This is a genomic window from Candidatus Polarisedimenticolaceae bacterium (assembly GCA_036376135.1).
Taxonomy (GTDB): Bacteria; Acidobacteriota; Polarisedimenticolia; order Polarisedimenticolales; family DASRJG01; genus DASVAW01.
In genome coordinates this window covers 1-26,269 of sequence record DASVAW010000093.1, presented here as the reverse complement: position 1 = coordinate 26,269, position 26,269 = coordinate 1, and the positions used below count along the sequence as shown (strand labels likewise).

Annotated in this window: 12 protein-coding genes and 1 rRNA gene; 8 read left to right on the top strand and 5 right to left on the bottom strand. The window is 68.7% G+C overall.

What is annotated here, in order from left to right; all coding sequences use genetic code 11:
- Positions 1-70: 70 nt before the first annotated feature.
- Entirely contained in the window at positions 71-2,923 is a 2,853-nt protein-coding gene (locus VF139_09225) for an alkaline phosphatase family protein (protein HEX6851575.1), read from the bottom strand.
- A 99-nt stretch (positions 2,924-3,022) separates the two neighbouring features.
- Here VF139_09225 and VF139_09220 point away from each other — a divergent pair, with 99 nt between their 5' ends.
- Positions 3,023-4,258 (top strand): tetratricopeptide repeat protein, encoded by a 1,236-nt coding sequence (locus VF139_09220; GenBank protein ID HEX6851574.1) that lies wholly within the window; start codon positions 3,023-3,025, stop codon positions 4,256-4,258.
- On the opposite strand, the gene VF139_09215 is transcribed toward VF139_09220, so the two are convergent.
- On the bottom strand, positions 4,239-6,395 hold the full coding sequence (locus VF139_09215; GenBank protein ID HEX6851573.1) for a VWA domain-containing protein: 2,157 nt from the start codon (positions 6,393-6,395) through the stop codon (positions 4,239-4,241). The genes VF139_09220 and VF139_09215 overlap by 20 nt on opposite strands.
- A gap of 300 nt (positions 6,396-6,695) precedes the next feature.
- Between VF139_09215 and VF139_09210 the strand changes: the two genes are divergently transcribed.
- From VF139_09210 to VF139_09190, 5 genes are all read left to right on the top strand, one after another.
- Positions 6,696-10,037: a TonB-dependent receptor gene (locus VF139_09210; GenBank protein ID HEX6851572.1), complete on the top strand. Its 3,342-nt coding sequence runs from the start codon at positions 6,696-6,698 to the stop codon at positions 10,035-10,037.
- 82 nt (positions 10,038-10,119) lie between these two features.
- Positions 10,120-12,237 carry an alkaline phosphatase family protein gene (locus tag VF139_09205; protein HEX6851571.1) on the top strand — a complete coding sequence of 706 codons (2,118 nt, stop codon included), beginning with the start codon at positions 10,120-10,122 and terminating at the stop codon, positions 12,235-12,237.
- Entirely contained in the window at positions 12,234-14,474 is a 2,241-nt protein-coding gene (locus tag VF139_09200; protein ID HEX6851570.1) for a hypothetical protein, read from the top strand. The genes VF139_09205 and VF139_09200 overlap by 4 nt, the downstream gene beginning before the upstream one ends.
- Before the next feature lie 277 nt (positions 14,475-14,751).
- Positions 14,752-16,095 (top strand): alginate export family protein, encoded by a 1,344-nt coding sequence (locus tag VF139_09195; protein ID HEX6851569.1) that lies wholly within the window; start codon positions 14,752-14,754, stop codon positions 16,093-16,095.
- 40 nt (positions 16,096-16,135) lie between these two features.
- Positions 16,136-19,165, top strand: a complete 3,030-nt coding sequence (locus VF139_09190) for a TonB-dependent receptor (GenBank protein HEX6851568.1) — start codon at positions 16,136-16,138, stop codon at positions 19,163-19,165.
- A gap of 63 nt (positions 19,166-19,228) precedes the next feature.
- On the opposite strand, the gene VF139_09185 is transcribed toward VF139_09190, so the two are convergent.
- Genes VF139_09185 through VF139_09175 form a run of 3 tightly spaced genes read right to left on the bottom strand, consistent with a single transcriptional unit; the run spans position 19,229 to position 24,428 of the window.
- Positions 19,229-20,911, bottom strand: a complete 1,683-nt coding sequence (locus VF139_09185) for a VWA domain-containing protein (protein HEX6851567.1) — start codon at positions 20,909-20,911, stop codon at positions 19,229-19,231.
- A gap of 38 nt (positions 20,912-20,949) precedes the next feature.
- On the bottom strand, positions 20,950-22,761 hold the full coding sequence (locus VF139_09180; GenBank protein HEX6851566.1) for a sulfatase-like hydrolase/transferase: 1,812 nt from the start codon (positions 22,759-22,761) through the stop codon (positions 20,950-20,952).
- A complete protein-coding gene (locus VF139_09175) occupies positions 22,758-24,428 on the bottom strand; it encodes a VWA domain-containing protein (protein ID HEX6851565.1) in 1,671 nt (556 codons plus the stop codon). The genes VF139_09180 and VF139_09175 overlap by 4 nt, the downstream gene beginning before the upstream one ends.
- 149 nt (positions 24,429-24,577) lie before the next feature.
- Here VF139_09175 and VF139_09170 point away from each other — a divergent pair, with 149 nt between their 5' ends.
- Both VF139_09170 and VF139_09165 read left to right on the top strand, forming a co-directional pair.
- The gene (locus VF139_09170) at positions 24,578-25,804 is read left to right on the top strand and encodes a tetratricopeptide repeat protein (protein ID HEX6851564.1); all 1,227 of its coding nucleotides are present in this window, start codon (positions 24,578-24,580) and stop codon (positions 25,802-25,804) included.
- A 310-nt stretch (positions 25,805-26,114) separates the two neighbouring features.
- Positions 26,115-26,269, top strand: a 16S ribosomal RNA gene (locus VF139_09165); the annotation flags it as partial.

Genomic DNA, 26,269 nt, shown 5'->3' with positions numbered 1-26,269 from the left:
AAGAAAAAGGTGGGCTTGCGCCCACCTCGAAGCGGTCACAACGGGCCGAATCCTAGCCCAGCGCTTCGACTCAGCGCAAACGCGCGGCGAGGTCCGCCAGAGCCCGGCTTTCGGGGAATCGTTGCGTGGCTTCGGCGAGGGCGCGGCGCGCCTGCGCCACCCTCCCCGCCCGGGCGAGGGCGAGGATCGTGCCGATCTCGGGGGCGGGACCCTGCGCGCCGAACTCCCGGGCCTTCGCGAACGCGGCCAGGGCCCGGTCGGGCTCGCCGAGTCGATCCCAGGCGCCCCCGATGGCGATCCAGGAGGGGGCCTCGCGTCCCGTCCATCGCTCGGCCCACTCGAGCGACTGCCGGGCTTCGGCCGTACGCCCGAGGGCCGCCGCGGCGTTTGCGAGGTGGCCGAGGTAGAGACCGTTCTCCGGCTGGATGTCCACGGCGCGGAGGAAATGGGCGTGCGCCCCCTTCGCATCGCCGCCCGCAAGGGCAAGCTCTCCGAGCAGGTGGTGATACGCGTCCGCTTTCGGGTTCTTCGCGACCCCCTGCTCCAGGAAGGGCACGATCCGCCCCGGCGCCCCCCGCGCCCGGTAGAGGTCCCCGAGGCGCATCGCCACCGAGACCAGCAGGGGATCCTGCGCGAGGGCCCGCTCATAGGCGGCCGTCGCCGCGTCGACGTTTCCGGCCGCGTCGGCGAGGCGCCCCTGGATCGCTTCACGGACCGCGGCGGTCGCCCGCGAGCCCAGGCGGGACACGACCGTCCCCGCCGCCCCGGGGTTCCCCGCCCGCAGGTACATCTCCACGAGCCAGAGGAGGCTCTCGGGCTCCATCATCGAGGGGATCGTGCGGTATCCCTCCTCAATCGCCTCCGCCGCTTCGGCGAAACGCCCCTGCGACGCCCGCACCTCGCCGAGCATGGCGTAGGTCTTGGGGAACGGCTGGCGCTCGTTGGCCAGAAGCAGCTCCTGCTCGGCGGCGGCGAGGTTTCCCTGCTTGCGGTGATAGGTGGCCAGATTCCGGTGGTAGTAAACCTGCGTCTGCGAGGCGTCCCCGCCCGCCGCCGTCTCCGGCGCCGTCGCGGCTCCGGTTGCGGCGGGCGCGGTCACCGGATCGGTGGTCTCGCCCCCGACGTACCCGAGTGCGCGCAGGTTCGCCATCATCTCTTCCATGGCGGCGGGATCGATCTCCGCCGGGGCCCGTCGCGCGATGCGATCGCCGACGAGCTCGTAGCTGCGGATCCGTGAGGGGGAGCGCGAGGCGAGAAGCCCGGGGCGAAGCGCCGCCTCGATGACGCGGCCCGGCATGTCGTCGGCCTGCGGGAATCCCTGCAGATAGAGGAGGGTCGGGGCGATGTCGTAGAGGCTCGCGGGCCCGATCCGGCCGGTCCGGAAAGACGGTCCGCGGGCGGCGAAGATCCCCCACGGACGGTGCCACTCCGCCGGCTGGCCGGTCGTGAAGGGCGCCACGTCCGTCGGTCGGTCGTCGCCGTTGCGGAAGCCGTGATCGGAGACGAGGACGACGTCGGCATCCGGCCCCGCCGCGGCGAGCACCTCGCCGAGCATCCGGTCCTGCACCTCGTAGTAGTTCCCCACCGCGTCGCGGAAACGCGCGAACTCCTCGTCCGAAACCATCGCCATCTTCGGCGGCATGTAGTGCTGGAAGCGGTGCCCCATCATGTCCGGCGCTTCGTAGTAGATGGACACGACCGGAAGCCCGGACTTCAGCATGTCGACCCCGACGTTATGGTACGTGCGCGTCGCGGAGAGCAGCTTCACGGTGAACGTCAGCGGGTCGGGAGCGGCCTTGGAGTCGGGGTCGACCTGTTCCTCGGGAGCGCGCCGTCTCGCGTCCTCGAACTCGGCGCGCGCGACGGGAAACAGCCGGGCCATCTCCTCGTAGGTGACGTCGGCTGCGGCGACGATCAGGTCGCGACGCTCCGAAAGCCAGGACTCGGGACTCGCGATCCCCTTCACCGCGAGGGCAGCGTCGGCGCCGCGCATCGAGACCGAAGCGAGCAGCTCGGAGACCATCGTTCCGCGGATCGGCTCGGCGGGGAAGGTCGCCCACCAGGCCACCCAGCCCGATTCGCGGCCGAGGTCGCCGCAGATGTTCCAGAGCGCCTTCACCTTGCGGAAGTCGCTCGTGATGGGGCGGCGTTTCCCGGTGCCCGGGTCCTTGACGAGGAAGTCCGCGATGCCGTGCTGGGTCGGGGGTTTTCCGGTCGCCATCGTCGTCCACAACAGCGGCGAGAACATCGGATCGTACGAGCGCAGGTCGGCACGCACTCCCGAGGCGAGCATCCCGGCGAGATGGGGCATCCGGCCGGCGGCGAGCATCGGGTCGAGGATCTCCCAGTCCGCGCCGTCCCAACCCACGACCACGAGGCGACGCGCCGACATCGGCCGCACTCGCTCCCGGGCTTCCGCGGTCCGGCGGCGGCCGAGCACCTCGTCCCCCATCGTCGAGCGCGCGCTCACCCGCGTCGCGGTGACGCCGTTCGAGCCGAACGCGGCGCGCAACGCCGCCTCGAGCGTCGACGGGTCGGAGAGGAGCGCTTCCGCCCCCGAGCGCTCTCCCAGGTCCTGCAGCACGTGCCCGGCGAGCGTCCCGAGGGCGGCGTCGAGGCCGCGCCGCGCGGCGTCGTCCCGGAACTTGTCGGGAATCGTCGTCGCGAGCGTGTAGTCCACGTCGACGTCGAAGACGAGCTCGGAGCCTTCGGGGGTCCGGAACGTCAGTCCGGCGAGGGCGGCCTTGCCGCCCGCCCGCACGACGGTCGCCCGGCCCCACGGCGGGGCGAACCCGAGGCCCGCGTCGACGACCGCTCCCGGCCGCAGCCCGATCGATCCTTCGGGGATCCGCTGGATCGACGTGGCGACCGCTGCGATCGCGAGAACCGAGGCTCCGCCGGCGAGGATGAAACGCTGACGCACGGACCGCATTATGCCCACCCGCTGGCATCCCGCGAGCCGGTCCCCCTAGAATCGGCCGGTCGGTGAGTCGCATCGGGGCCGGTCCCCAGGAGTGAAGGCATGACCTCCCATTCGCTTCGCACGGCGGCGCTCGGCGTCGTCTTCGCGTGTCTGGCCGCCTCGGCGGCCTTCGCCCAGCAGGGCCGCGTGCTCGGCACCGTGCACGACGAGGCGGGACAGCCCCTCGAGGGACTGACGGTCTCGCTGGAGCCCACGCCCGACTCGCGGGGCATCAAGGTCGCGGGCAAGACGAACAAGAAAGGGGCCTTCTTCTTCGCCCTCGTGCGTCCGGGCGACTACCACCTCGCGGTGGAGCTTCCCGGCAAGGCGATCGCCAATCTCAAGGCGCGCGCGGTGGACATGCAGAAGAAGGAGCTCTGGGCGATCGACGGCCGGCCGAACCCCGCCAAGCCCCCGACGCTCAACATCGCGGATGCCTCCGAGGTCAACGCCGACGTCACGATGGGCGAGGTGGCTCCGGTCGCGGCGGAAGGCGCGCCGCCCCCCGGCGCCGCCGAGGCGTCGTGGAACGCCATCGTGGCCCAGGTGCAGGCGGGCGACTGCGCGGGTGCGCTCCCGCAGATCGACGCCGGGATCCAGGCGAAGCCGGACGGCGCCCTGGGGCACTACCTCCGCGGTTTCTGCCTCGGGACGAGCCAGCAGGACGAAGAGGCCCAGGCCTCGCTCGCGAAGGCGCTCGAGCTGAACCCGAAGTTCGAAGGGGCGGCGCTTCTGCGCGCCCAGCTCCTGCGCCGGCTCGGGCGTCCGGCCGACGCCGAGCCGCTATTCCTCCAGGAGCTCGACACGACCCAGACCGCGCAACTGCGCACCGAGGCGCTCATCGGACTCGGGCTCGCGCGGCTCGACCTCAAGAACGACGCCGGCGCGCTCGAGGCGTTCCAGCAGGTGGCCGCGCTGGACCCCTCGCGTCCCGAGCCGTACCTCGAGATCGCGGCGATCCACACGCGCATGGGCCAGCCCGAGAAGGCGAAGGAGGTGCTCGATCAGGCGCAGAAGGTGGGCGCCGCGAGCCCGGAAGCGTTTCTCAACGTCGGGATCAGCTACTTCAACAAGAAGGACTACGTGAAGGCGGGGGAGATGTTCCGGCAGGTGCTCGACCTGCCGGGCGCCGGCAACGCCGACCTCGCGATGGCGCACGCGCTCAACGCCCGGCTGCTCCTGCGCGACGGCAAGATCGACGAGGCGGTGGCCGCGATGCGCAAGTCGCTCGAGCTCGACTCCAAGGGGCCGCTCGCGGAGGAGACCCGCGAGACCCTCAAGGCGATGAAGAAGTAGGCGCGGCCTCGACCACGATCGGCAGGCGCGCCTCCGCGCGCGCCTCCGGAGTCTCCCCCAGCGCGGCGACGCGGATCTGCCAGGCCCCGGGCGCCAGGCCCGCGAGCGACGCGCGGAGCACGCCGCGATACCGCTCGCCGTCGGGCTCGAAGAAGACGATCCCTCCGGGGAGAGGGGAGGTCGCCCCTTCGGGGCCGACCGCGGTCACGTCCATGGTGAAGCGTGGGGGAGCGTCCCCCACCGGAAGGCCCTCGAGCCAGAACAACACCAGCGCCGACTCCCGTCCCTGGAAGGCGGGGTCCACGGGAGGGAGCAGGCGCAGCCCCTGCGGAAGGGCGAGGGCGTCCTTCGCGTCCGCCTTCAGCTCCGCCTTGGCCAGGAGCGGAAGCGGCTCCGACTCGCGGGCGAGGATCGCCCCCGCGAAGCGCAATCCCGTGCCTCGCCCGGGGGGAGGCACGGCGATCGGCCCGCTCCACATCGCCAGCTGCGCCGGTTCCTCCAGGCGCACCGTCGTCTGCAGGTCGTAGATCCCCGCCGGGAGGTCGATCCTCCCCTCGACCCGGAATCCCCGGCGGACCGCCTCGAGCCCCTCGGGCCGCACGCGCACGCTCACGCGGCGCGAGTAGCGGCCGACGACTTCGCCCGCGACCCGCGCCACCGCGACGAAGTCGAGCTCCACGCGCCCGGCCCCTTCGGTGTCGGGGGCGAGGACGACCGGACCGACGACCTCCGCGACGATCGCGACGGGGATGCTCTTGTCGGACGGCGCCGGGAGGGTCGTTGCGCTCGTGCGCAGGAGCAGGCGCGCGTAACGTTCGATCCGGTCGGAGGCCGCCGTTCCCGCGCTCGAGGGATTCGGCGTCACGTCGGAGTAGCGGCCGCGCCGCGCGGTGACGCGCGCGTCGTCGATTCCGCGGACCTTCACGACGATGCGCCTGTAGCGGGCGTCCCCCGCCTGCTCGCGGACGCGGCACGAGACGCGATAGTAGTTCGCCGTGTCCTCCTGGATCGTCTCGAACGCCCGGTTCAGGTCGTTGCTCGTCAACATCCGCCCGCCGGTCTCGTTGGCGAGCACGCCGAGGAACTCCCGCCGGGACGAGGCCGACCCGGTCCCGAACGCGGAGTCGAACCCGAGGTCCGCCATGAACGACTCGTCCATGCCGAGTTTGCCGACGGCGACGCGCCAGTCGATGCGGTTCTTCACGTCCCCCATCGCGAGATCGTCGCCGACGTCGATCGTGTAGACCGCGACCCCCGAGCGCCCCATGGCCTTGACGAGGTCCCGGAACTCGTTCGTGAACCCCCCGCGCAGGCGCTCCACGTCCCCCGGCGCGGTCATCGGGAACCCCGCCGACACGAGCACCAGGACGCGTCGCCCGGGAAGCGAGTGGAAGACCTCGGCGAGCGAGGCGAGGCTCCGGTAGACGTGCTGGCGCGTCCAGTCGAGCCTTCCGCCCTCGATCGGGGCGGCGTTCTGAAGGCGGCCCTGCATCCGACTCGCCGCAGATTCCGACTGGTAGGCGAGGATCGACTCCGCGATCTGCTCCGAGAACGTGGAGCTTTCGAACCAGGCGACCTTCTCCACGGCACGCACGGTCTCCTCGGGGTTGGTCGAGAAGGGCGAGATCGGCCGGAGCGCGTGGTCGAGGGTGTAAACCGCCGCCAGGTCGTTGGCGCGGAGGTTCTCGCGGACGAATCGCGTCGCCGCCCGCTTGGCCTGGGTCAGGCGCATCGCGGTCGACGCGTTGAGATTGTCGAAGAGGATCAGGAACGCGCGTTGATCCTCGTCCTTTTTCGGGGCCGCGGGCGTGGGCGACGGGGCGTCGCCGGTCTGGGGTTCGGGGACCGGCTCGGGGGACGCCGGGGCGGGTTCGGCGGCGGCCGCCTTCTCGAGCGACTCCCAGGAATCGACCGCGACGACGTCGAGGGGAGAGCCGTCCTCGAGGACGACGAAGTCCTTCGCCTCCAGCCCCCGGATCAGCTTCCCTTCCTTGTCGCGCACGACGACGTCGAACTGCGCGAGCCGCACCACGACCTTCTCCACGGCGGGAGCCTTCACGGGGGGCGGTGCCGGAGCGGCGAAGGCGACGGCGCCGGCGAGTCCGGCGAGGGCGAGCGGGCGGCGGATCACGCGCATGCGCCGGAGGATAACGCCTCGCCCCGAACGCTGCGAACGAGGGGCAGCCGACTGCACGGCGAATCCGATTCCCTGTTCTCATCCAAAACCTTGAATCGAGCGAGGCGGAATCGCGACGCTTCGCTGCCGGCTCGCATCGGGCAACCTGCTGACGCACCAAGACTTCGCGTTTCGCTGCGGAAGGGGGTTCCTTGGCCCTGCGATTGCTTTCCTCCGAAAATGCGCTCCGTGTTCGGGCAACGTCTCCGTGAGGGAGGCGGGGTCCGCGGGGTTCGGAACCATTCAGGAGGAGGCAACCGGATGAATTCGAAGTTCTGGCTGAGGGTCGCCGCGATCGCCCTCGGCGCGATCCTCATGGCCATGCCGGTCTTCGCCCAGACGACGGCGACGACCGGAGCCATCGAGGGAAAGGTCACCGATGTGAACGGGCAGCCCATCGCCGGCGTGAAGGTCACGGCCAGCGGCGCGCGCGCTCCGATCAGCATCCAGACCACCGCGCAGGGCACCTACCTCTTCGCCAACCTGCCTCCCGGCGAGTACGAGCTGCGCGTCGAGAAGCAGGGCTTCGGCACGGTCGTGCAGAAGGACATCCTGGTCAGCGTCACGCAGCGTCGCTCCGTTCCGTTCGTGCTGACGGCGGGGCAGGTCGAGGCGGTGACGGTCACGGCCGAGGCGCCGCTGGTCGATCCGAAGACGACGACCATCGGGGGCACGTTCACGGTCGACAAGTACGTCGACTTCATCCCCGTGGGTCGCAACTTCTCGCAGACCTTCGCGCTCGCGCCGGGCGTCGAGAGCGGCGGCGGCACCGGGCAGGGGAACTACTCGATCTCCGGCTCGACCGGCCTCGAGAACTCCTACCTCGTCGACGGCGTGAACATCACGAACGGCGGGTACGGCGGCCTCGGAACCTACAGCGGCGTCTACGGCTCGCTGGGGAGCGGCGTGACGTACGCGTTCCTCGAGGAGATCCAGGTCAAGACCGGCGCCATCGACGCCGAGTTCGGCCAGGCCACCGGCGGCGTGATCAACACGATCGTGAAGTCGGGGAACAACAACATCGACGGCGCGGTCGGCGTCTTCGTGCAGCCCAAGGGGCTCATGAGCGCCTACAAGCAGGTCGACCTCATCGTCGGAGCGTCCAACCAGGACTCCATGTCGACGACCGACCTCGACCTTTCGGTCGGCGGGCCGATCATCAAGGACAAGCTCTTCTACTTCCTCGCCTACAACCAGGTCACCACCAAGGAAGCGTTCACGATCGAGGACCAGCTGATCCCGTTGTCCCAGACCGGCGACCAGACCGGTGTCGGCACGCGCCAATTCGCGACCGCCGGCCAGACGATCGAGCGCGAGCGCACGAGCAACAACTGGGCGGCGAAGCTGACGTGGTACCTGAACCCGAACCACCGCGTCGAGCTCACCGGCTTCGGCGACCCGTCCCGCGGCGCCAACGGCGCGCAGCGGACGACCCAGGACGTGAACAACTCCACGTCGCTGACCTTCCTCGACTACGCCCAGGGGGGCGGCCAGTCGCGAATCAGCTACGGCGCGGACAACTTCTCGCTGAAATACGACGGCGTGCTCGCCCCGAACTTCTTCGTCCAGGCGCAGGTCTCGCAGAAGACCGGCGAGTTCGACGAGACGCTGGCCCTCAACAAGCCGACCCTCACCGACCAGCGCGAGCTGCGCTGCGTCCTGGGTCTCGCGGGGTGCGCTCCGGACAGCCCGGGCACCGGGACCGTCTGGCGGTACGGCGGCGCGGGATTCCTCGCGCCCCAGGAAGACAAGAGCCTTCAGGTCAAGGCGATCGCCACCTGGGCGCTCGCGAATCACGAGCTCAAGTTCGGCGTCGACTACTACGACCTCGAGTTCTCCGAGGACCAGCAGTACCCCGGCGATCCGAGGGATTTCCAGATCCCGATCGACGTCAACAGCGACCAGGACTACAACACGCAGGGCGCCGGCCTCGTGGACTGCGCCGTCGCCCCGGCCGGGGACGACTGCTACATCAACCTGCGCTCGACGGCCGGTTACCTCGTGACCGGTCGCGCGAACAACAACTTCCGCGTCACCCGCGCGCGCTTCAGCCCGCTTCCTCCGCCGACCACCTCGACGGAGCTGAACTTCTTCATCCAGGACACCTGGTCGATCGGCACCCGCTGGAACCTCAAGCTCGGCCTCCGCGCGAGCCAGCAGGAGATCGCGGGTTCCGGCGAATACACGGTTCCGTTCCAGCGCGTCGCGCTCGACCCCGCGTTCCCGGGAGCTCTGACCCGCATCCCCGGTTCGACGGACTACACCGCGCAGGACTACAAGTTCGACTGGGCGTATTCGCCCCGCATCGGCGCGACCTTCGATGTCACGGGGGACGGCCGCAGCAAGATCTACGCGAACGCCTCCCGTTACTTCGAGCGGATCCCGAACGACCTCGCGATCCGCGCACTCTCGAACGAAATCGGCCTCTCCCTCTACCGCTACGGCGGATACGACATCCCCAACTACACCGGCCTCAACGACCACCTCGGCAACCCGAACTCCGCGATCTTCTTCCAGGGGCTCGATCCTTCCGTCCTCACCGAAGGAACGAAGCTCCCGTACGTCGATGAGATCGTGCTCGGGTACCAGCAGGAGCTCTCGAAGGACCTGTCCCTCGAAGTGCGCGGGATCTACCGCGAGCAGGGACGCGCTCTCGAGGACATCCAGCTGAGCGCCGTCGAGGCGACCCAGAACTTCTATTACGGCCTCGGGTACGGGTACCCCTTCAACCCGTTCCCGGACTACGGCGTCGAGGCGTTCAGCGCGTATGTGCTGGCGAATCCCGGCGAGAACACGCCGTCCACGTTCCCGGCTCCCGATCGCAAGTACCAGGCGATCGAGCTCGTCCTGAACAAGCGGTTCTCGGACAACTGGTTGTTCTTCGCGAACTACCGGTACGCGCGGCTGCGGGGCTTCTATGAAGGCCTGTACCGCAACGACAACCAGCAGGACGACCCGAACATCTCCTCCCTGTACGACTTCCCGAACTCGCCGCTCCTGTCGACCCAGTTCGGCAGCGGCCCGCTCAACACCGATCGCCCGCACTCCCTCAAGCTCTACGGCTCGTATCAGTGGGAGAACGGATGGACCGCGGGCGCCTCGTTCAACTACGCCTCGGGGACGCCCCGAACCTCGATGCTCGCACACCCGAACTACCAGAACGCCGGTGAGATCCCCGGCACCGACCCGATCTACGGGTGGTGGTCGGAATCCACGCAGGCCGATCTCGAGCTTCTCGGCGCGGACGTCGTCGGCTGCCAGGACGGCTTGTGCCTGGCGACCGGACCGATCGAGCTCGAGCAGTCGGATCCCCTCGTCTTCAGCGGGTTCTTCCTCTACGACTTCACCAAGGTCAGTCGCGGCAATCTCGGCCGCACGCCGAAGACGATGAACATCGACCTCCTCCTCAACTGGACGCGCAAGTTGAAGATGGGCGACCTGCAGCTCGGCGTCGTCGTCGTCAACGCGCTCAACTCGCAGAAGGCGGTCCGCGTCAACGACCAGGTCGAGCGCCAGGCCGGCATCCCCGACCCGGACTACGGCCAGACCGTGCTGTTCCAGGGCCCCCGGCAGGTCCGCCTGAACGCGCGCTGGTCCTTCTGATCGGTCCCACACCCGCGTGAGCGGCGAAGGGGGAGGGAGCAATCCCTCCCCCTTTTTCTTTCTTGCCTATACTGCGGCGGTCATGCGCCGGCTCGCCCTCGCGGCTCTGCTGCTCTTCCTCCCCGCGTGTTCCACCCCTTCCACGGGCACGCTCCCTCCCAGCCCCGATACGAAGGTGCTCGTGGTCGGCCTCGACGGCGCGGACTGGGAGATCCTCGATCGTCTCGAGCGGGACGGGAGAATTCCGAACCTCTCGCGGCTGCGGCGCGAGGGAGCTTGGGGTGTTCTGCGCGCGGAGAATCCGCTCCTGTCGCCGATCGTCTGGACGAGCATCGCGACGGGGCGGCACCCCGAGGACCACGGGATCGTCGGGTTCCTCACCAAGCGCGACGGCGTCGAGGAGCCGGTGCGCTCCGACGAGCGGCGCGTGCGCGCCTTCTGGAACGTGGCGACCGAGCAGGGGCTCTCCGTCGGCGTCGTCGGTTGGTACGCGAGCTGGCCCGCGGAGCCGGTCCGAGGGTTCCTCGTCTCCGACCGCGCGGGGTCGCACCAGATCGCGGGCGGCGCCACGCGCGCGACGACGGGTCTCGCCCACCCCCCCGAGGTCGCGGCGGAGATCGAGCGCGCGCGGGGGGAGGTCGACCGCGCGATCGGAGACGCGCACGCGATGACTTTCTTCGGTCCCGGGTCGCTCGCGCCCGACCCGGAGAAGCTCGAGACCTTCGTGGGGATCCTCCGGACGACCGAGCTCTACCGTCGACTGGCGCCGGAGCTGATCCGAAGGTACCGGCCCACGATCGCGGCGGTGTACCTCGAGGGAACCGACGCCGTCGGCCACCTCTTCGGCGAATACCAGCCGCCGCGCCTTCCGTGGGCGAGCGACGCCGAGGTCGCCCGGTTCGGGCCGGTGTGGGACGCGTATTACGCGGAGGCCGATCGCGTCGTGGGTGATGTCCTCGCCTCCGTCGACCCCGCGAAGACGACGGTGCTCGTCGTGAGCGATCACGGCTTCAAGGTCGGTCCGCGCCGGCCGCGCCTGTCCACGCAGAACCGGTATGGAAACCAGGCGCCGCTCAGCCACCGCGCGGAGGGGATCGTCGTCGCCTGGGGTCGCGGGGTGAAAGGACCCGGAGAGATTCCCGAAGCGAGCGTCTACGACGTCTTTCCGACGATCGCCCGGCTGGCGGGGCTGCCGCTCGCGGAGAACCTCGTCGGCCGCTCGATCGACGCGGCGTTCGTCCCCGGGACCCTCGCGGAGCCGATCCGCACCGTGCCGGACTACGAAACCGCCGGAGAGCGCGCGAAGGGGGAGGCGGGGGACATCCCCGGCGAGGACGAGACGATCGCGAAGCTGCGCGCCCTCGGTTACGTCGGCGGAGCGCCGGGAGCGGAGCGCGCCGCGGGAGGGCCGACGCAGGGACAGGCCGCCGTCCCGCTCAATCGCTACAACATGGCCTTGATCCTGGCCGCGCGCGGGAAACGCGAGGAGGCGCTGCGCGTCATCCGGGAGCTCCAGCGCGATGCGCCGACCTTCACGCTCGGGTGGGTCGGCGAGGGGCTCGTCCTCCTTCAGATGCAGCGGGCCGCGGAGGCGATCGTGCCCTTGCAGCGCGCCGTGAAGTTGGCTCCCGATCTCGTAACCGCGAATGCCTACCTGGCCGAGGCTTACGTGAAGGCCGGCCGCCGCGAGGAGGCGTTGCGCGGACTCGAGCGCACGCTCGCCCTCGACGCGTCCGACCCCCGCACCGCGCTCTTCTACGCCCAGATCCTGATCCAGGATAGACGGGTGGCGGAGGCGGAGCGCTGGTTCCGCGCGGCGTACGAGCTCGGCGACGTTCCTTCGGACCGCGCGCGCGCCTGCGTGGGGCTTGCCGTCGCGGCCGAGGAGCGGCGGGACCTCGTCGCGGCGGAGCGATCGTACGCGAAGGCGCTCGAGCTCGACCCGTCGCTTCCCGGCGCGCTCGAGCGATTCGGGAACCTCCGGCTGTACCAGCGGCGATTTGCGGATGCGATCGGGCTGTTCGATCGGCTCGTGACGGCGACGGGAGGAAACGCGGCCTCGCACATCCTGCGGGCGAGGGCGCTCGCGATCGCCGGACGACGCGCGGAGGCCCGCGAAGCGCTTCGCCTCGCGCTCGCGAAGGACCCGACCTCCGGGGAGGCGAAGGCGCTCCTGCGCGAGCTCGACGCGGGCTCGTGACCGCGACCGCCCCGCGCCGCAGCCGTTGGGTCGCCCTCGTCGCCGTCTTGCTCCTGGGCGCGGCGTTCGGCGCGCACCGTCTCGTCGATCCCGACCTCCCGCAGCAGGTCGCCGTCGGCCGGGCCATCCTCGACGGCGCAGCCCCCATCGGCGTCTCGACGTTCGTCCATCCGTTTCCCGGTTACCGCTACGTCGAGGACAAGTGGCTGGCCTCGGTCCTGGTGGCGGCGGTCGATCGCGCCGGCGGCGAACACGCGCTCATGGCGTACCAGATCGGCCTGTGCGCGCTCGTCGCGGCCGCCTGGATGGCGCTGCTCCGGCGAGGGGGAGCCCGGCCGGGTCCCGCGCTCGTGGGCACGTCGATCGTCCTCGTCGCGAACGCCTACCGTCTCGAGCCTCGCCCCGACACCCTCTCCCACGTGTTTCTCGCCTTCACGCTCGTCGCGGTCGGCGGGGCGATCCCGTGGAGGACCCTTCGCTGGGCCTTGCCCGCCGCGATCGGGCTCTGGATCCACTTCCACGGCTACTTCGTCAACGGCATGCTCGTCGCCGCCGCGGGGCTTGCCGCGGGTCTCGCGGGGGACCGCCGCGGCGCCATCGGCGAAGCGGGTCGCGCGACTTCCCTCCGCCGGGGTGCGCTGGTGATGGCGTCCGCGGCCGTGGCGTGCCTGACGCACCCGCAGGGATTCCGCGCGCTGGCGTGGCCGGTCGAGCAACTCGCGCTGCTGCGTCGGGAGCCCGTGCTTCGGGGGGCGCTGACCGAGTTCGTTCCGACGACCGAGCTGTTTCGTGGCGCCGGACCGGCCACGTGGGCAGTGCTGGGAATCGCGGTGGTGCTCGGGTTCGTGTTCGCCCTCCGGCGCGGCGGCTCCTCCCCTCCGGTTCGCGGCGCGGTGGGCTTCGTCCTTGCGGTGGCCTGGTGCGTGCTTCCGACGGACGCGGCGCGTGGATGGCCCTACCGCCTCGCGATCGCCGTGGCCGTCGCCGCCGCGGTCGAGGCGCCGTCCGCCTGGCGCGAGGGGCGTCGGCTGGAACCGATCGCCTTCGTCGGGTTCTCGATCCTCGCGATCCCGATGATCCGCAACCTCGCCCTGGTGCCGCCGGTCGCCGCCATGCTTGCGCTTCCCTCCATCCAGGGGGCGTGGGAGCGCCTCTTCCGCCGTCGTGAAGCGAGCGCGTTCGTCGCGGCGGGAGTCGTGCTCTTCGTCGCGTGGGCGCGACTCGCCGATCACCTGCCTCCGGGGACCTATCGCGCACCGGGATGGACCGGCTGGGGATGGGACGCCGGCCGATTCCCGGTCGAGGCGACGGCGTACGTCGCGCGCGCGCGACCCGCGGGTACGGTGCTCAACAACTTCGACACGAGTGGGTGGCTCCTGCGCGAGCTCCGCCCGCCCGGGGGCGTCTTCATCGCCGACAACACGTCGATGTACCCCGTATCGTTCCTGAAGGAGTATCGCGAGCAGGTCATGGCGGGCCGCGTCGATCCCGAGTCCCTCCACGCCCGATACGGCGTGCGGATCGCGATCCTGGATCACGCGGCGATGGAGACCCCCGGACTCGTCGCGCGGCTCGCGGCGAGTTCGGCGTGGGTGCTCGTCCACGTCGATCGCGCGGCCGCGGTCTGGGTGCGCGAGGAGGGGACGACCCCGGCGGGGCGCGTGAGCCTCGACCGCACGCAGGCCGAGCTGGCGTCGCGGGTCGGTCCCGTTCGGGGATCGTTGCCCGGCAGCGCCCGCCGGCTCTTCCCGGAGTTGAATCTCGGGATCTTCCTCCGTGCCGCCGGACGCCCGGACTTGGCGCTGCGCGAGGCCGACCGGATGTGGAGTGCCGGGGCGCATCCCGCGATCGCGACGTTCGCCGCCGCGAGCGCCGAGGAGGCCGGCGTGCTGGAGGGCCAGGTGGAGCGGCTCGAGCAGGCCCTGGCCCGCTTCGGCGAGGGGAGGTCGGTCGGCCGATGGCTCGCGCGAGCCTGCTTCGTCCGCGGGGTCCGGAGCGCGGCGGAGGGAAGGCTCGCCGAGGCCACCCGGGATCTCGAGCGGTCCTGGGAGCTGGCTCCGGACAGCCCCGGTACCGCGCTCGCCCTGGCCAGCGTCGCGGCGGAAGCCGGTCGCGAGGCGACCTCGCTCGAGTACCTCGCCCGGGCGCTGGCACTGAGCGCGGACCCGGCGATACGGCGCGCCGCCGAGGCGGACCCCAAGCTCGCTCCACTCCTCCCACGGCTGCCGTCCCGTTGATTCAAGAGTTTGGACGCCTTCAAAAAAGCGGCCGGACGGAGGTCCGGCGCAGCCGAAGTGCGAATTGTAAAGTCATGCAAACGAATGACTTACAGAAGTCGTTCCCGGGGTACGGGGATTGCTTTCGGACCACGTTCGGTGAGTTACGCCCGGGGGTTGAGTTCGAAGGGGATACCGGGAGAGCTCGATTCGTGTGCGCCTGCCGCCGCCGAGAGGGGCGAAGCGGCGGGACGGTGAAGGCGATAGGTCTCAACGATAGCGAAGGAGGACCTGCACGATGAGACGGTGGAAGGTTCTGGCGGCGCTCGGCGTCATGGCGTTGGGCGTCATGCCGGCGTTCAGCGCTGAGGAGGGCGACGGCTCGACCGCGAAGTGGGACTGGTTCGGCAGCCTGCGCGTTCGGCCGGAGTACAACGACAACCTGAGCGACTCGTTCCTCGGCAGGGACGACAAGATCGGGTACATCGGGTACCGCGCGAACATCGGGACCCAGATCTCACTCGATCGGGACGTCAACGTCCTCTTCGACGTGCAGGGTCTCGGGGCCGCCGGCGAGGACTACACGCCGGTGAAGGGTGGATCGACGCTGGACTTCACCTTCGGGAAACTGAGCCTGTACCGAGCGTACATCGAGGCGAAGCAGGTCTTCGGCGAGAAACTCGACCTTCGGCTCGGGCGCCAGGAGGTCGTGCTCGGCGACGAATGGCTCGCGGGCGACAACGACTTCTACGGCGGCCTGTCGTGGGACGCCGCGCGCGCGGACATCGGCAATCGTTGGGGCGCCCTCTCGCTCGTCTGGGCGAAGGTGGCCGACTTCGACAATCCCGAGCTGCTCACCGATGTCTCCGCCTCCGAGGACAACACCGGCGACTGGGACTTCTACGTCCTGTACCAGTCGATGAAGTTCGGCGAGAACGTCGAGGTCGATCTCGGCGTCCTCTACAACTTCAACCACACCTCGCTGGAGTCCATCGGCGGTCCGTCGTTCATCGACAAGCGTTTCACCTACACCGGCCGGTACGCCTACAACCCGGCGACCGGCTTCTTCGCGAAGGCCAACGCCGCGATCCAGGACGGTCGCACCGTGGACGAGAACACGCTGCTCCTCCAGGACGCGAATGCCGACGCGTTCGAGGCCTCGCTCGGCTGGCGCTGGGAGCGCAACGGCCGGACGTCGAAGGTCTACGGGCTGTACGCCGACTTCTCGGGCGACGACCCGGCGAGCGCGGACGTCGAGACCTTCAACCCGCTCGCGCAGGACTTCCACAACCGTTACGGCATGCTCGACTTCTGGAACGGCACGTGGGGCCGCACCTACATCGGCGGCGCGCCGGGCCTCCGCGCGATCCAGGTCGGCTTCGAGGCCGAGATCACGAACGGGATCACCCTGATGGGCGTGGCGCAACGCATGATGCGCAACACGGAGATCAGCCCGACCGCCACCAACAAGAACCTCGGCCAGGAGTTCGGCGTCGCCGCGCGCTACGCGTACGGCAACAACCTGACCCTGGACTTCTGCTTCGCCCAGCTGTTCCCGGGCACGGCGATCGGCAACGAAGAGCCGCTGTTCGGAAAGAGCACCTCGCGCCGCCTGTACGTCAGTGCGACGGCGAAATTCTGACCCGGACGCAACGCGAAAGACCTGCTCAGGAGGCATGACCATGCGACGCTTCTCGAGACTCCTGGTCGGCGCGCTTCTCGCCCTGCCGCTGATGTGGCTTGCGGGCGGGGAGGTGCTGGCCGGCTCCACCCTCTACGGAACGCTCCGTGGCAAGGTGGCCGATGAAAAGGGCGAACCCCTCGTCGGCGTCACCATCCAGGTGCGCTCCCCCGAGCTGATCCGCGACGTGGTGCGCATCACCGACGCGGAAGGCAATTTCTTCGTTCCCGATCTTCCGCAGGGCAAGTTCACCGTCGTCGCCCAGCTTCAGGGGTACATCACCCTGTCGATCGAGACCGACATCCAGAAGGACCGGACGACTCAGCTTCCCGTCGTGCTCAAGGAAGGCGAGCTGTCCGAGACGGTCACGGTCACCGCGACCCGTCCGGTCGTCGACAAGACGGCGACGGAGTCGGCGGGGAACTACGACAAGGCCTTCACCGACAGCCTGCCCGCCGGACGCAGCTACCAGTCGCTCGTTCAGTTCGCCCCCGGCGTGACCGGCGGTTCGAACCCGAACGTCCTCGGCGGTACTTCGAGCTCCAATCAGTACCTGGTCGACGGCGTCTCGACGCGCGACCCGGTCACGGGGACGTTCGGCTCCAACGTGAACTTCGACGCGATCGAGTCGGTCGAGATCAAGCTGACCGGCGTCTCGGCGGAATACGGCGAGTTCCAGGGTGGCCTGACGAGCGTCACCATCAAGTCGGGGGGCAACGAGTTCACGGGCTCGTTCCGCGACGTGATCAGCGCCCCGCGCTGGACCCGGCTCTATTCTCCCGCGTCCGAAGGAGAGTTCGCCGCGCCGGTGACCGCCGGGCAGGGGCTCGGGTTCACCTACAACCGGCCGGCCCGGAGAACGACCTACGACCCGGGGGCCGACAAGGAAACGAACCGCATGAGCCTGACGCTCGGCGGGCCCATCGTCGTCGACACGGCCTGGTTCTTCATGAGCTACGACCGTATCGACAACCGCGCGAACGCCGTGCTCGGCAACCCGACCGGCGGAACGTCGGGGAACGGGACCTACATCAACTTCTTCGACGGGGACATCCCGTCCCTGAAGCTGACCTGGCAGGCGACGAACAACCATCGCTTCCAGTACAGCTTCTTCGAGGATCCGGCCCGCACGACGCGTTGCTACGGCCAGCTGTTCTTCGGCGGGGATTGCTACGACAGCTATACGGTCGACCTCCAGGGCCAGGGCGGCTTCTCGTACATCCTGAACTGGACGGCGAACTGGTCCCCGACCCTGACCACCGACTTCAAGTACACGCGGTTCAAGAACTCCTTCAAGATCCAGCCGCTCACTCCGATCCCGTCGAAACCGCAGTTCATCTTCGACGAGGCGCTCGGCTCCGGTCCTGCGGCCGGCAACGGTCCCGCGATCGAAGGTCCGTACGATCCGTTCGGCGCCATCCCGAACGACACCTACGACGCCAACATCTTCGACGAGACCCCCGAGGATCGGCGCCGCGAGCAGTGGGAACTGCAGGCCACGAAGTTCCTGGACACCGACTCCATCGGGAGCCACACGATCAAGATCGGCGCGGATTACAAGGAACAGGACCGGGTCGGCGCGTCGATCATCCAGGGGAACTCGCTCACGTATTTCTACCGCCTGGACGCGCTCGCCGATCCGGACGATCCGGCGAACCGCGCGTTCTTCTACATGATCGACTACGCGGAGCCGAACACCGCGATCCCGATCAACAAGTTCACCGCCCTCTACGTCAACGACGAGTGGCAGCTGAACGAGAACCTCGCGTTCAACCTCGGGTTGCGCTGGGAGAAGTCCGACAACCGCAACGACGTCGGAGAGAAGATCATCAAGGACGACGGCTTCGCGCCGCGCCTGGGCGTCGCGTGGGACGTCACCGGCCAGGGCAAACACCTCGTCAAGGCGACCGCGTCCCGCTACCTCGCGGGCGTCAACATCACGACGCTATCGCCGTTCGTGCGCGGCGCGGGCGGCCAGTCGTCGTACAACTTCCTGTTCAATGCCAACTTCCCGAATCCTCCCGGACCCTCGGGAAGCCCGACCGGCTGGCAGACGCTCTTCGAGGTCCGTCCCGATCCGGGATCGAACCTCTTCGAGCCGGGCATCCAGCCCCAGTCGATCGACGAATACACTTTGGGGTACGAGTTCCAGTTCAATCCGACCTTCGGTGTCGGCGCGAAGTACGTCAAGCGCGACTGGGACAACATCATCACGCAGACGTTCGACTTCGACTACGTGTTCACGCCGCCCGACGTCGTCACCTCCCGGCAGATCCAGACCCTGGGGATCAATGAGGACGCCAAGCGCTCCTACGAGGGGGTCATCCTGACCGCCGACAAGCGCTTCGCCAACAACTGGGAACTGCGCGCGAACTACGTCTGGTCCAAGACCGAGGGCAACGTCGAGACGGAGAACGGGTTCGACTCGTTCGGCGCCTATGACGTTCCCGACGCCACCCAGAATCGGTACGGACTGCTGTCGTTCGACGTGAAGCACGCCGTGAAGTTCCAGGCGAGCTACGAGATTCCCCTCAAGAGCGCGAGGCACGGCCTCTCGGTCGGGTCGATCTTCGACTTCCGGGCGGGCAACCCGTGGGCGCGTAACCGCACGTACAGCCAGATCGTCGGACCGGGATACAACGGCACTCAGGACCTGCCGCTCGGGACCGAGTGTCTCGCCAGCGCACCCTGTGCCAATGCGCTGACCGGCGATCAGGTCGCTACCGTGCAGCACTTCACCGACCCGCGCGGCTCCACGGGCCGCGAACCCAACGCCTGGAACCTCGACCTTTCCGCGAAGTATCGGTTCAAGTTCAGCAAGAACACGAACTTCGAGGCGATGTTCGAGTGTTTCAACGTCACGAACGAGCAGAACACCCTGGTCGTGAGCTCGACCTGGTTCGAGGCTCCTGGGTCGGCCGCCCAGCGTCGCACGAACTACACGCTGGGCTTCCCGACCGCCTACGGCACGGCGGGCACCAACTTGCAGACGCCTCGGGCTTACCGCCTGAATTTTGCGTTGACCTGGTAACGTCGGAACGGCCTTGGCCGCGAAGAGGGGGCCCGACCGGGCCCCCTCTTCTTTTTGTCGGCCTCACTCGGCGATCGACTCCACGAATTCCCGCCGGGATCCGCTACCCGCATCCGTGACGGTGAGGATCGCGGTGTAGGCTCGGCAGGGCAGCGTCAGTCGTTGCTCCACGGTGGGATCCGCCGGTCGGCCGGACTCGTGCTCGCGCACGGGGCTCGAGACACTCAGCGTCCGGAAGTCCTCGAAGTCCGGGGGCCCCCCCGCGCCCGGGGCGATGCGAAGGAACATGGAGAAGTTCGCGACGAACTTGCCGGCGAGGCGCGTGAAGGCGAGGCTCGATCGGTCGAGGCGAAGGCGCAAGGTGACGGGTCTTCGGCCCGCTTCGTCGCAGGCGCCGGACTCCAGCACGAACTGCCCTGCGATCGGGGCCCGGTCGGGAGGCGGGGGAGGGATATCCCGCTGGAATTCGGCCTTCACGTCCTTGCGAAGGACGCGGATCTTGACCTTGCGTTCCGCGGGCTCTCCGTCGGACGCGTAGTACCCGAGCGTGTAAAGCGCCGCCGACACGGCGTCGATCCGCTCGAGCTCGGCAAGCACATCGGCACCTTGCGCGGCGATCCCCCCGGTGCGCCAGGAGATCTCCTGCAGCGACTGCTGCGCGTTTCGCTCCGCCGAGCGCCACGGGTCGATCTGGAGCGCGTTGCCGGCTCCGGCCTCGGTGCCGGGGCGTGCCGCGCTGAGGGAGGTCATCCGCGGGGCTCCGCCCGGATTGATGGTGAAGACGGCGGCCTTCGCGAGCGACGCAGCCTCGGCGACCTCGTCGAATCGCTCCTCGGTTTCGAATCGCGATGCCGCACCGCCGGTGCGACTCGTTCCGATGCCGAGCACCGCAGCCGCGGCATCCGTGCCGTCCCGCGACGGATCTCGGGAGACCCCCTCGCTGAAGACCACGACGGTCTTCGCCTCCGGGACGCCTGCCACGGCGTACAGGACCCAGCGAAGCGCGGAGGCGAAGGCATCGAGCTCGCGAACCCGGTCGTCCGCGTACGACGTAACCACCCGATTCGCGCACTGCTCCGTCGCGCTCGCGCCACGGTCGCGGCAGTTTTGGAGCTCGAGGATCAGCTGGTCGATGGCACGCGCGCGTTCGGCCGACGCGCGCGGCGTTCCCGCCCGGAGTCCCTCGATCGTGGCGAGCAGGCTCGACCGATCGCGGGTGAAATTCTGGACAAAGCGCAGGCGGGAGTCGAAGACCGCGATCGCAACGCGATCGGCGGGGCGAAGGCGTTGCATCAGGAACGACTCCGCGGCGAGAAGGGACTCGACCCGCGTCCGCGGCGAGGCCTGGACGTGGTCGAACAGGAAGACGATCCACCGCCCGCGGTCGGCATCGGTGGGCACGCCGCCCGGCGTCCTCCGGGTGTCGAGTGGGGGCGTAGCTTCGGGATTGGCAAGACCTCCTGGCCGCGGCTCCGGGGTCACCGGCGAAGGCGATTGGCCCTGCAGGAAGGCGAGCGGCGTGCGGACGCCGTCGATGCGCAACTCGACCTCCTCTGCGCGGAGGTCGGTCACCGGCCGACCGTCGTCTTCGACGGCCACGAAGTTGAGCTGGATCAGCCTGACGGTTACGCGCTCGACGAGGTTGCGTTCGGTCGGTCTTTCGGCGGCCGGAACCGCGGCGGGCGCTGCCGGGGTTGCCCGAGCCACCACAACGAAAAGTGCGAGGGCCGTGGGCAAGGAGCGCATGGGGCCTCCTCGAGAAAGGCCTGCCGGCGGCAGGCGGGCTACAGCTCCGCGAGCAGGTTCCGAGCGAGTGTATCGTCGGGATGACGGGTGAGGTGCAGCCGAAGCAGCGAACGTGCCTCCTCGACCCTGCCGGCGAGCACGACCAGCCGGATGAGGCGGAGGGAGGCCGCGCCGAACGCCGGGTTCACCTCCAGAGCGGCGCGGTAGTCCGCCTCGGCCGCCCCGGGGTCTCCGGTCATCTCCCGCCCCGCTCCCCGGAAGAGGAGGCCTTCGGCGTCACTCGGTGCCTCCAGGAGATGCTTGTTCGCCTCGCGAAGGGTCCGGGGGCCGTCCCCCATGGCCGCAGCGATCCGTGCTCGTTCCAGCGAGGCGCCGGGAAAGCCCTCGAGCTGAGCGAGCTCCTCCGAGGCCTCCGAGAGGCGCCCGAGCATGCGGAGCGCCCGCGCCCGCTGGAATCGGATTCCGTCGGTCTCACCGGCCCGGGTCAGCCGATCGAGGACGGGGAGGGCGTCTTGGGGACGGCCTGACTCCAGGAGCCTGCCTACACGTTGGAAGTCGCGGTAGATCGCGAGCATGTCCTTGGGATCCGCGGGCGCTCCGTTTCGAGGCTTGCTCGCCCCGGAACCCACGTACCCGAGGCTCGCCAAGCGAGGGTCCGGCGACGCGGCGGAAGCGTCGCGCCCCGATCCGCGCAACTCCCGAAGCCAGCCCGCCAGCTCCTCGGCTTCCTCGTTCCACTCGCCGAGGCGGTTGTGGGCCTCCTGCGGATCGTCCACGACGTCGTAGAACTCCGCTCGAGGCGCCTCGATGTACTTCTTGCGCCCGTCCACCGCGGAATGGAGCGCACTCCATCCGTAATGCCGGGCCGGCAGCAGCGTTTCGATCGCGATGGGTCGACCGGAGCCGGACGCGGTTACGGGGCGTCCGTCGAGCCCTGGAGGGACCGGGACGCCAACTCGGTCGAGGATGGTTGGGGTCACGTCGACGGTGCCGACCGGTCCCGGGATTACGCGGCCGGCTTCGACTCCCGGCCCGGCGAGGAGCAGCGGGACACGGACGGTCGGTTCGTAGAGAAAGAAGCCGTGGGTTTCCTCACCGTGTTCCCCCAGACCCTCGCCGTGGTCGGACACCACCACCCAGAGCGTGGGCTCGGCCCCGAGCACGGGCCGCAGTCCGCTCTCGAGATCGGCCAGGGCGGCATCGACCCTCGCGATCTCTCCCTGGTACGGATCCTCCTTGTATCGCGATCGCCAGGGATCCGGAGGTTCGTAGGGGTCGTGTGCGTCGAACAGGTGGACCCAGAGGAACAAGCGGCGACCGCCGCGACCCGACGCCGCCCTGATGGCCGCACGGACGACTTCCCCGGCATCCCGTTCGAGCCCCGCGGGATTCCTCGCGTCCACGAACCGGTCGTCGAATTGCTGGAAGCCTCTCGCGACGGGGAAACGCGAGGCTACCGGGAATCCGCCGACGGCGGCCGCGGTGAAGAACCCCGCTTCCGACAGGCGTTCGGCGAGCATCCGGACGCCCGGAACGGTCTTCGTGTCGCCGTTGTCGTGCACCCCCGTGTGGGGGGGAATCAGTCCGCTGAGCAGCGAGACGTGCGACGGGAGCGTGATCGGCGCTGGGGCGTAGGCGCGCTCCACCCGCATCCCGCGCGCTGCGAGGCCGTCGAGCCAGGGCGTCCCCGCGGAGGGCCTCCCGTAACAACCGATTCGATCCGCGCGGACGGTGTCCAGCGTCACCAGGATCACGTGCCGGGCGTGTTCGGTCTCGGCGGGCCGGCAGGCGGCGACGACGCAAAGCGCCGTCAGGGCGGCGGCGAGGCCCGGCCGTATGCCCTTGCTCAAGGCCCTACGGATCCCGAGAAGTCGCCGATCGCCCCGGAGGTCCCGTCGGACGCGGTGACGTGGATCGTCACGGCCGCGCAGGGAAGGGCGAAGCGCTGTTCGATCACGGGGTTCGGAATCTCGCCCGAGGCGTGCTCCTCCCCGGTGTTGCTGATATTGAAGAAGCGATAGTCGTCCGAGGTCGCGACGACGCGACCGGCGGGAACGAATCGCGTGTAGACGGAGAAGTTGGCCGTTACGCTCTTCTTCTGCCGACTGAAGGTGAGGCTCGATCGATCCAGGCGAAGCCGGACGACGACGTTTCGCCGGCCGTCCGCACCGCAGGATTCCGGCTCGACCTCGAGGGAGCCGACAAGCGGCGGCGCGTCGCGCAGGGGGCCGGCCTCACGCCGGTATTCGGCCCGAACGCCCTTCCGGAGGATCCGGATCCTCGCTTCCCGACGGTCGTCCAGCAGCGCCTTCAACGTAGGGTAGTAGCCGACCGTGTAAAGGGCGGGCGACAGCGCGTCGATCCGCTCCAACTCGCGTCTGACGTCCGCGCCCTGAAGCGCCACACCGCCCGTGCGTGTGGCGACGTCCGAAAGCGAATTCTGCGCGTTCAACTCCGCGGTTCGGTACGGGTCGACCTGAATGACGTTGGTGCGGTTGTCCGCGAAACGCCCGTTCGCCGCGCTGATCGTGGTAAGCCGGGACGCACCCCCAGGATTGATCGTGAAGAAGGAGGCCTTGGTTTCCGCAGCCGCGACGACGATGGCGTCGATCTTCTCACGCATCGTGTGGCGATTGCGCGACGACACGTACCGGGACACTTCGGAGCCCATCGCAGCCTCGGCCGCGTCGCGGGCGTCCTGGCCCGGATCCTGGGGGAAACCCTCGGAGAACAGGATCACCGCCTTCGGGTCGGGAATCGCGCGCGACGATCGCAAGAGGGTCACGACCGCCGTCGCGAGGGCGTCCGCTTCCCGAACGCGCGTGTTCTCGTAGTCGTCGACAATGCGCTGCGCGCACAGCGGACGCGACGGCGCATCGACCGCCGTCGCGCAATGTTCCATGGAATCCACGAGGCCCTTCACCGCGCGGGACCGATCTTCCGCCGCGTGCTCGGTGAACTGCAACGCTCGGGTCAACGCGCCGAGCAATTTCGATTGGTCCGAAGTGTAGTTCTGGAGAACCTGCAAGGTGCCGTCGAAAACAGCGATACCCACGCGGTCGAGCGGGCCCAGCTTCTGCGACACGAATGACCGCGCGGCCTCGATCGACTCGAGCCGGGTTCGTGGTGAGGTCAGGTAGTTGTCGAAGACGAGCAGGAACCAGCGCCGCGTGGTCGTGTCTGGCCGCAGCGTCGGAGCGGTTCCCTGCGCCGGCGTCGGTTCGGGGCGCCCGCCGGCCCCCTGGGGTGCTGATTCGTACGGCGCCTCTTCGGCGAGCGGCTGATAATAGGGCTGCAGGAAGGCGACCGTCTGCCTCTCACGCCCGTGGATGATCTCGATCTCTTCGGGCTTCAAGTCGACGACCGGCCGGCCGGATTTGTCCACCGCGATGAAGTTGATCTGCACGAGCTGAACGGTTACGCGCTCCTCGTAGCCCGTATCGATGGGTGAAGCGGGAGCGGCAGGTTCCGAGGCGCGTTCGATCGCCAAGGCCGGGCCCGTGAGGGCGAGCATCATGGCAACCACGTGTTGTCGAAGCCGTCGCGACATGAGCACTCCCGAAGGGCCATTCTAACCGTGCCCCGCGCGCCAGGCCCGTGACCGTTCCCGAGAGGCGGATCTGTCGAGATTCCTATAATGGCCGATCCAAGCGAGGGAGGTCCGGAATGACCGCAATGCGAGGCATGGGAATAGCGTTGGGTTTCGTCGCCGCGGTGGCGATGCCTTTATCGGCCCGGGCTCAGCGACCGGGAGCCGTCACGTTCGAGGGCACCGTCGCGACCGCGGACGGTACGCCCGTTGCGGAGGCTGAGGTCTCAGCGATCACCGCGCCCGAGCGAGGGGGCACGAAGTCGATCAAGACGAAGAAGGACGGGCGATTCAAGATCCCGTTCCTCAATCCCGGTCCTTATCGACTCGCCGTGACGAAGGGCGACCTGAAGCTCGGTGCCCTCCACGTCGTGGTGAAGAACATCCGCAAGGACGTCACGTTCGACGCGGATGTGGCCGTCTCAGACGGTCGAACGACCGAGGAAATGGGCATCGAGCCTTCCTCCACCGTGCAATTCACTGCGATCCTCGGGGTTCCGGTCGCGAGCGGGGGAGGAGTCCCCGCCGCGGGCGGGCCGGACATGCTCGGCGAAGCGAGCCGGGCGATCCGTGAAAGCCGACATGCGGAAGCCGAAGGGATGCTGAAGAACTTCCTCGAGGCCAACCCGGACGATCCTGCGGCGCTCTACCTGCTCGGCGTGTGCACCCTCCAAGTCGGGCGCGCCGCCGAAGCGAAGGTCCACCTGGAGCGGGCGCTCGAATTGAATCCCGCTCAGCCGGGTGTCCGCGCGCAACTGGCCACGGCAAGTTACGAGTCCGGGGACAAGGAGCGGGCCGTGACGCTGCTCCGGGAGGAGGCCGACCTGTCGCCGGGGGAGGCTGCACCGTTCGTCAACCTCGGGATCATCCTGCTGGACCTGGGTCGCAAAGAAGAGGCTGCAAAGGCCTTCGAGCAAGCGGTGGCCCTGGCCCCGTCCGATGCGGGCGCATACCTGGAGTTGGTGTCGCTGTACACCGACCTCGGGCGCGAGGCGGACGCGGAGGCGATCCTCAAGCAGCTGGAGAGCGTCGCCAAGCCCGATCCCAAGCGGTGGTTCAACATCGGCGCGAACTACTCGAATCGGGGCGACGAGGACAAGGCGGAGATGGCCTATCGCAAGTCCCTGGAGGTCGACCCCGACTTCCCCGAGGGAAACCGCGAGCTCGGGTTCACCTTGCTGCGAAAGGGCGACATGAAAGGGGCGATCACCTTCCTGGAGACCTACCTGAAAGTGAGCCCCAACGCGGCGGACAAGGCCGAAGTCCAGGAGATGCTGAAGGAGGCGCGGAAGTCGACGAAATGAGGTCTGTAACTCCTGTCTTTGCAACAATTTAGGCTTCGATCGGTCCGGGCAAAAAAAATTGAGTTGACCTCTTGCGTCGGTCTGAATCACTGCTAGTATTCTCCGCGCTTCGCACGGGATCGGTAACTCGGACGACATAGTCCCGAGGCCGTCCGGACGGTCGGAAGGCCGTTCTGTCCCTGCGATGTTCTTTGAAAACTAAATAGAGCGTGCCAGTCTTGCGAGGTCTGCTTCAACAAAGAAGGCTTCCGAGAGGAAGCCAGGCTCCAATGCAAGCGAACCGGTGGGCTTGCCCATCGGATCCACACTTTTATTGGAGAGTTTGATCCTGGCTCAGAACGAACGCTGGCGGCGTGCCTAACACATGCAAGTCGCGCGGGAAAGTTCCCTTCGGGGAGCGAGTATAGCGGCGCACGGGTGAGTAATACGTAGGTAACCTGCCCTCAAGTTTGGGACAACTTGTCG